Origin of the sequence: Pseudonocardia sp. 73-21 (assembly GCF_001899645.1) — a bacterium.
Taxonomy (GTDB): Bacteria; Actinomycetota; Actinomycetes; order Mycobacteriales; family Pseudonocardiaceae; genus Pseudonocardia.
The window spans coordinates 707-5,962 of sequence record NZ_MKVV01000048.1; the positions used below are offsets into that span (position 1 = coordinate 707).

The window sequence follows — 5,256 nt, forward strand, 5'->3', positions numbered from 1 at the left end:
CCGTCCCGATCCGGGCCATCGGTCAGGTCTTCACCATGAACATGCACCAGGACGCGCTGGGCGACTACCGGATGGTCAACTCCGTCACGGCGCTCGTACCCGACGCGCGCATCGGGTGGGCCCCGAAGATGGACCCGACGTGCGAGCTCGCCGGGAAGCTCGGCGACATGGACGCGAGCGGGCACACCTTCACCTACGACCTGCGCGAGGTGGAGGGCGGCACCGAGGTGACGCAGACCTACGAGTGGATGAGCGTCAAGGACGAGGAGTTCCTCAAGATGTTCCCGCTGGTCTCCGAGGAGCAGCTGGCCGGGACCCTCGACCGGATCGAGTCAGCCGTCTCCTGATTCCGAGAGCGGCAGCAACACCTGGAAACGGGTGTCCCCGGGCTCCGACGTCACCACCACGTCGCCGTGGTGCCGCCCCACCACCACGCGGTAGGTGACGTCGAGCCCGAGCCCGGTGCCCTTCCCGACGGCCTTGGTCGTGTAGAACGGCTCGAAGATCCGCTTGCGGACCTCGGGCGGGATGCCGGGCCCGGTGTCGCCGATCTCCACCATCAACCGGTCCCCGGCCAGCGCGGTGCGCACCGTGAGCGTGCCGGCGCCGTCCATCGCGTCGACGGCGTTGTCGATGATGTTGGTCCAGACCTGGTTGAGCTCGGCGGAGTACGCGGGGATCTGGGGCAGCGACCGGTCGTAGTCCCGGACGATGTCGATGCCGCCGTCGGGGCCGACCTTGCGCCCGAACATCACCAGGGTGGCCTCGAGCCCCTCGTGGACATCGATCCAGCGGTAGGGCGCGCGGTCCATCTGCGAGTACTGCTTGGCCGCGCCGACCAGGTCGGAGATGCGCGAGGTGGCGTCGAGGATCTCGCGGATCAGGCTCTCGGTCTCCACGGTGTAGGAGAGCCAGCGGATCGCGCCCTCGATGGTCTCCTCGCCCGCCGAGGTCAGCACGGCCTCCATGTCCTCGACGCCCAGCCCGCCCGAGACGAAGACGGGCGCGAGGTCCCAGCCGCCCGCGATGTCGTGGTCGTCGAACCAGTCGCCGAGCTCGTCCTCGAGGTCCGACGCCTGCATCGGCGTGAGCGCCGGGGCGTGGCGCACCTTCTTGACGAACTCGTCCTGCGCCATCACGAGCTTCTGCAGCTGCGCGCCGGCGAGCTTGCCGGACGCGATCATGGCCAGCTTGTTGCGCATGCCGGCGACGCGGTCGCGCAGCGCGTCGGCGGCGCGGCCGGCCGCGGCGGCGGGGTTGTTGAGCTCGTGGGTGAGCCCGGCCGAGAGCTTGCCCAGCGCCAGCAACCGCTCGCGTTCGGCCACCTGGGAGTTGCTCTTGCGCATCCCCAGCAGCATCCCCTCCAGCAGGTGCATCGCCATGGGGAACCACTGCGCGAACTCGCGGGCGAACTCCTTGGCGGGCAACGCGAGCACGGCCGCGTCGGTGATCGCCCGGACCGACGACGGGTAGTCGCGCGCCGAGTCGTCGTCGAGGTAGAACTGCACCGCCCCGAAGTAGACGCCGGGCTGGTCGGTGCGGGTGGTCTCCACGGCGTCGCCACCGATCATGCGACTCATCGCGACGGTGCCCGAGAGCAGCACGTGGAAGCAGCGCGCCGGCTCGCCCTCGGTGACGACGTCCTCGCCCGCCGCCACCTCGACGACGTCGGCATGCTCGCCGATCCAGGCCAGCTGCTCGTCGCTGAGGTCGGCGAAGAGGAACAGGTTGCGCAGTTCCACCGACGTACTCACTGCTCCGCCAGGTACCGGTGCACCAGCGTCACCGCCATCGCACCCTCGCCGACCGCCGACGCCACGCGCTTGACCGACTCGGCCCGCACGTCCCCGGCCACGAACACCCCGGGCACGCTCGACTCCAGGTGGTAGGGATCGCGGTCGAGCGTCCAGCCCGGCGGCCGGGCGCCGCCGACGACGAGATCGGGGCCCGTGGGCACGAACCCGCGCGCGTCGCGGACCACCACGCCGTCGAGCCAGTCGGTGCGCGGCGCGGCGCCGATGAACACGAACATCGACCCGGCCTCGACCTCCTGCTTCTCCCCGCTCGCGCGGTCGGACAGCACGAGCCGTTGCAGGTGGCCGTCGCCGCACGCCTCGACCACCTCGGTGCCGGACCGCACGTGGACGTTGTCGATGGCGTCGAGCTGCCTGATCAGGTAGCTGGACATCGAGGCCTCCAGGCCGGGGCCGCGCACCAGCACCGTGACGGTGTCGGCGTGGCGGGAGAAGAACACCGCGGCCTGCCCGGCCGAGTTGGCGCCGCCCACGATGTAGACGTCCTGGCCGGCGCAGGCGGGGGCCTCGGTGGCGGCGGAGCCGTAGTAGACGCCGCGGCCGGTGAGCTCGCCGACGCCCGGCGCGTCGAGGCTGTTGTAGGACACGCCGGTGGCCAGCACGATGGCGTGCGCGGCGATCTCGCTGCCGTCGCCGAACTTCACCACGCGCGCGGAGCCCCGCACCTCCAGCCCCACGACGTCGCGGGCCGTCAGCACCTCGGCTCCGAACTTGGCGGCCTGCCGGCGCGCCCGGTCGGTGAGCTGGGCGCCGGACACGCCGTCGGGGAAGCCCAGGTAGTTCTCGATGCGTGAGCTCTGCCCGGCCTGCCCGCCGGTGGCCTGCCGCTCGACGAGCACCGTGCGCAGCCCCTCCGACGCGCCGTAGACCGCGCTGCCCAGCCCGGCCGGGCCGCCGCCGATCACGATCAGGTCGTAGAAGTCTCCTGCCGGGACGGTGGTCAGCCCTACCGCGACGGCGATCTCGGCGTCCGACGGGTTGCGCAGCGCCGTGCCGTCGGTGGTGATCACCAGCGGCACGTCGTCGGGCCCGGCGCCGGCGGCCTCGAGCAGCCGGGCGCCCTCGGGCTCGTCGATCGAGTAGTAGCGGTAGGGCACGGAGTTGCGGGCCAGGAAGTCGCGGGCGGCGAAGCACTCGGCCGACCAGCGGTGGCCCACCACGCGCGTCTCCTCGACGGGCCGCACGCCCACCGCACGCCACGTCTCGACGAGCGCGTCGATCACCGGGTAGAGCTTCTCCTCCGGCGGGTCCCACGGCTTGAGCAGGTAGTGGTCGACGTCGACGACGTTGATGGCGCGGATCGCGGCGTCGGTGTCGGCGTAGGCGGTGAGCAGCGCGCGACGGGCGTGCGGGGCGACGTCCATGGCGGCCTCGAGGAAGTCGATGCCGTTCATCTCGGGCATCCGGTAGTCGGCGAGGATCGCCGCCACCGGTTCGCCGCGCAGGGCCAGCTCGCGCAGCGCGTCGAGCGCGTCACGGCCGGACTCGGCGCGCACGATCCGGAACTCCTCGCCGTAGCGGCGGCGCAGGTCCCGGGCGACCGAGCGGCTGACGCCGGGGTCGTCGTCGACGGTCATGAGGACGGGCTTGGCCATGCACGCTCCTGGACGACGGGAAAGTGGAGCGCAACGCCGCGCGACGTGGGCGCCCTCGTGCGAATCTAGTCCCGTTCGCGACCCCGGTGGGGTCGCTGTTCGCCGACGGCGAGCGTACCGCCATTGAGGTGGCGATCCCCTCGAACGGACGCGCCTGTTCGCGCGTGGACGGTGAGGAGATCACGATCCGGTCTCGCCCGGGAACACATCGTCCGATCGTGCAGCGGGCGGCCCGGGAGCACCGGTACCGCCTGTGACCGGTGCATACCCGACTCCGGCCGCGACGCGGAGCCGCGGATCGACCTGTCCGGGACCGGCCCGGTCGCCGTCCTCCAGCCCGACGGATCGGTCGTACGCGGCTAACGTGCCCAGACGCACCGCCGAACCCGCACCCGCCGGCGGACGCAATCGGGGAAGGGACGTGGCAGATGGGCGACATCCTCCAGTACCTCTCGACCAACGCGACCGACGTCCAGTTCTACGCGCAGACGCACTTCCTCCTCGTGCTCTACTCGGTGGCCATCGCCACCGTCATCGCGCTGGTGCTCGCGCTGGTGCTGCACACGAACCAGCTGACGCCGCCGTCGTGGTCCCGGACGGTGCGCGCGGGCTCGCAGGAGACCGCGCTGCTGATCGCGTCCGCGCTGCTGACCGTGCCGTCGCTCGCCCTGTTCGGGCTGCTGCAGCCGATCTTCGGGTTCGGCATCTCGCCGGCCATCGTCGGGCTGACGCTCTACGGGATCTACCCGGTGCTCCGCAACACCGTGGCCGGGCTGTCGTCGGTGGACCCCGCCGTGCTGGAGGCCGCCCGCGGGATCGGGATGGGCCCGATCCGGCGCATGGCGCGCGTGCAGCTCCCGCTGGCCTGGCCGGTGGTGCTCTCGGGGATCCGCGTCTCCGTGCTGATCATGGTCTCCATCGCCGCCGTCGGTGCCGTCGTGAGCGGGCTGGGCTTCGGCAAGCCCCTGCTGGACGGCCTCACGCGCCTCGGCGGAGCGGGCAGCTTCGCCCAGGTCGTCGTCGGCACGCTCGGGCCGCTGGTCATCGCCGCGGTCTTCGAGATCGCGTTCGTCATCATCAAACGCCTCACCACGCCGAGGGGGATCCGTGTCTGAGACCAGCGAGATCACAACATCTGACGACACGGCCGCGGGCCGGCCCATGATCGCCCTCGAGGGCGTCAGCAAGACCTACCCCGGCCAGGAGCGGCCGGCCGTCGAGGAGCTCGAGTTCGAGGTCCCCGAGGGCAAGATCGTGATGCTCATCGGCCCGTCGGGCTGCGGCAAGACCACCACGCTGAAGATGATGAACCGGCTCATCGAGCCCACCACCGGCCGGATCATCCTCGACGGCGACGACGTGACCTCCGTCAACGCCGACCAGCTCCGGCGCCGCATCGGCTACGTCATCCAGCAGGTCGGGCTGTTCCCGCACATGTCGATCGGCGAGAACATCGGCATGGTGCCGAAGATGCTCGGCTGGGAGCGCCAGCGCATCGCCACACGTGTGGACGAGCTGCTGCACCTCGTGGGGATGGAGCCCGGTGAGTACCGCGACCGCTACCCGCGCCAGCTCTCCGGCGGCCAGCAGCAGCGCGTCGGCGTGGCCCGCGGGCTCGCCGCGGATCCGCCCGTGATGCTCATGGACGAGCCGTTCGGCGCCATCGACCCGATCACCCGCGACCGCCTGCAGGACGAGTTCCTCGAGGTGCAGCGGCAGGTGGCGAAGACGATCTGCTTCGTCACCCACGACCTCACCGAGGCCGTCAAGCTCGGTGACCGCATCGCGATCTTCGGGACCGGCGGGCGGCTGCGGCAGTACGACACCCCCGACGAGATCCTCACCAA

At 71.3% G+C, this 5,256-nt stretch carries 5 protein-coding genes; 3 read left to right on the forward strand and 2 right to left on the reverse strand.

Going from position 1 to position 5,256, the window contains the following annotated elements; genetic code table 11:
* A partial coding sequence (locus tag BGP03_RS15460) for a hypothetical protein (RefSeq protein WP_299736596.1) occupies positions 1-347 on the forward strand: 347 nt, incomplete at its 5' end.
* Here BGP03_RS15460 and BGP03_RS15465 read toward each other — a convergent pair.
* On the reverse strand, positions 333-1,754 hold the full coding sequence (locus BGP03_RS15465; protein ID WP_298797581.1) for an ATP-binding protein: 1,422 nt from the start codon (positions 1,752-1,754) through the stop codon (positions 333-335). The genes BGP03_RS15460 and BGP03_RS15465 overlap by 15 nt on opposite strands.
* Positions 1,751-3,409, reverse strand: a complete 1,659-nt coding sequence (locus tag BGP03_RS15470; RefSeq protein ID WP_296377127.1) for an FAD-dependent oxidoreductase — start codon at positions 3,407-3,409, stop codon at positions 1,751-1,753. Before BGP03_RS15470 ends, BGP03_RS15465 begins: the two co-directional genes overlap by 4 nt.
* 428 nt (positions 3,410-3,837) lie before the next feature.
* On the opposite strand from BGP03_RS15470, the gene BGP03_RS15475 reads away from it, so the two are divergent.
* Both BGP03_RS15475 and BGP03_RS15480 read left to right on the forward strand, forming a co-directional pair.
* On the forward strand, positions 3,838-4,524 hold the full coding sequence (locus BGP03_RS15475) for an ABC transporter permease (RefSeq protein WP_296377128.1): 687 nt from the start codon (positions 3,838-3,840) through the stop codon (positions 4,522-4,524).
* 46 nt (positions 4,525-4,570) lie between these two features.
* Positions 4,571-5,256, forward strand: a 686-nt coding sequence (locus BGP03_RS15480; protein ID WP_299736624.1) for an ATP-binding cassette domain-containing protein, incomplete at its 3' end; no start/stop codon positions are given.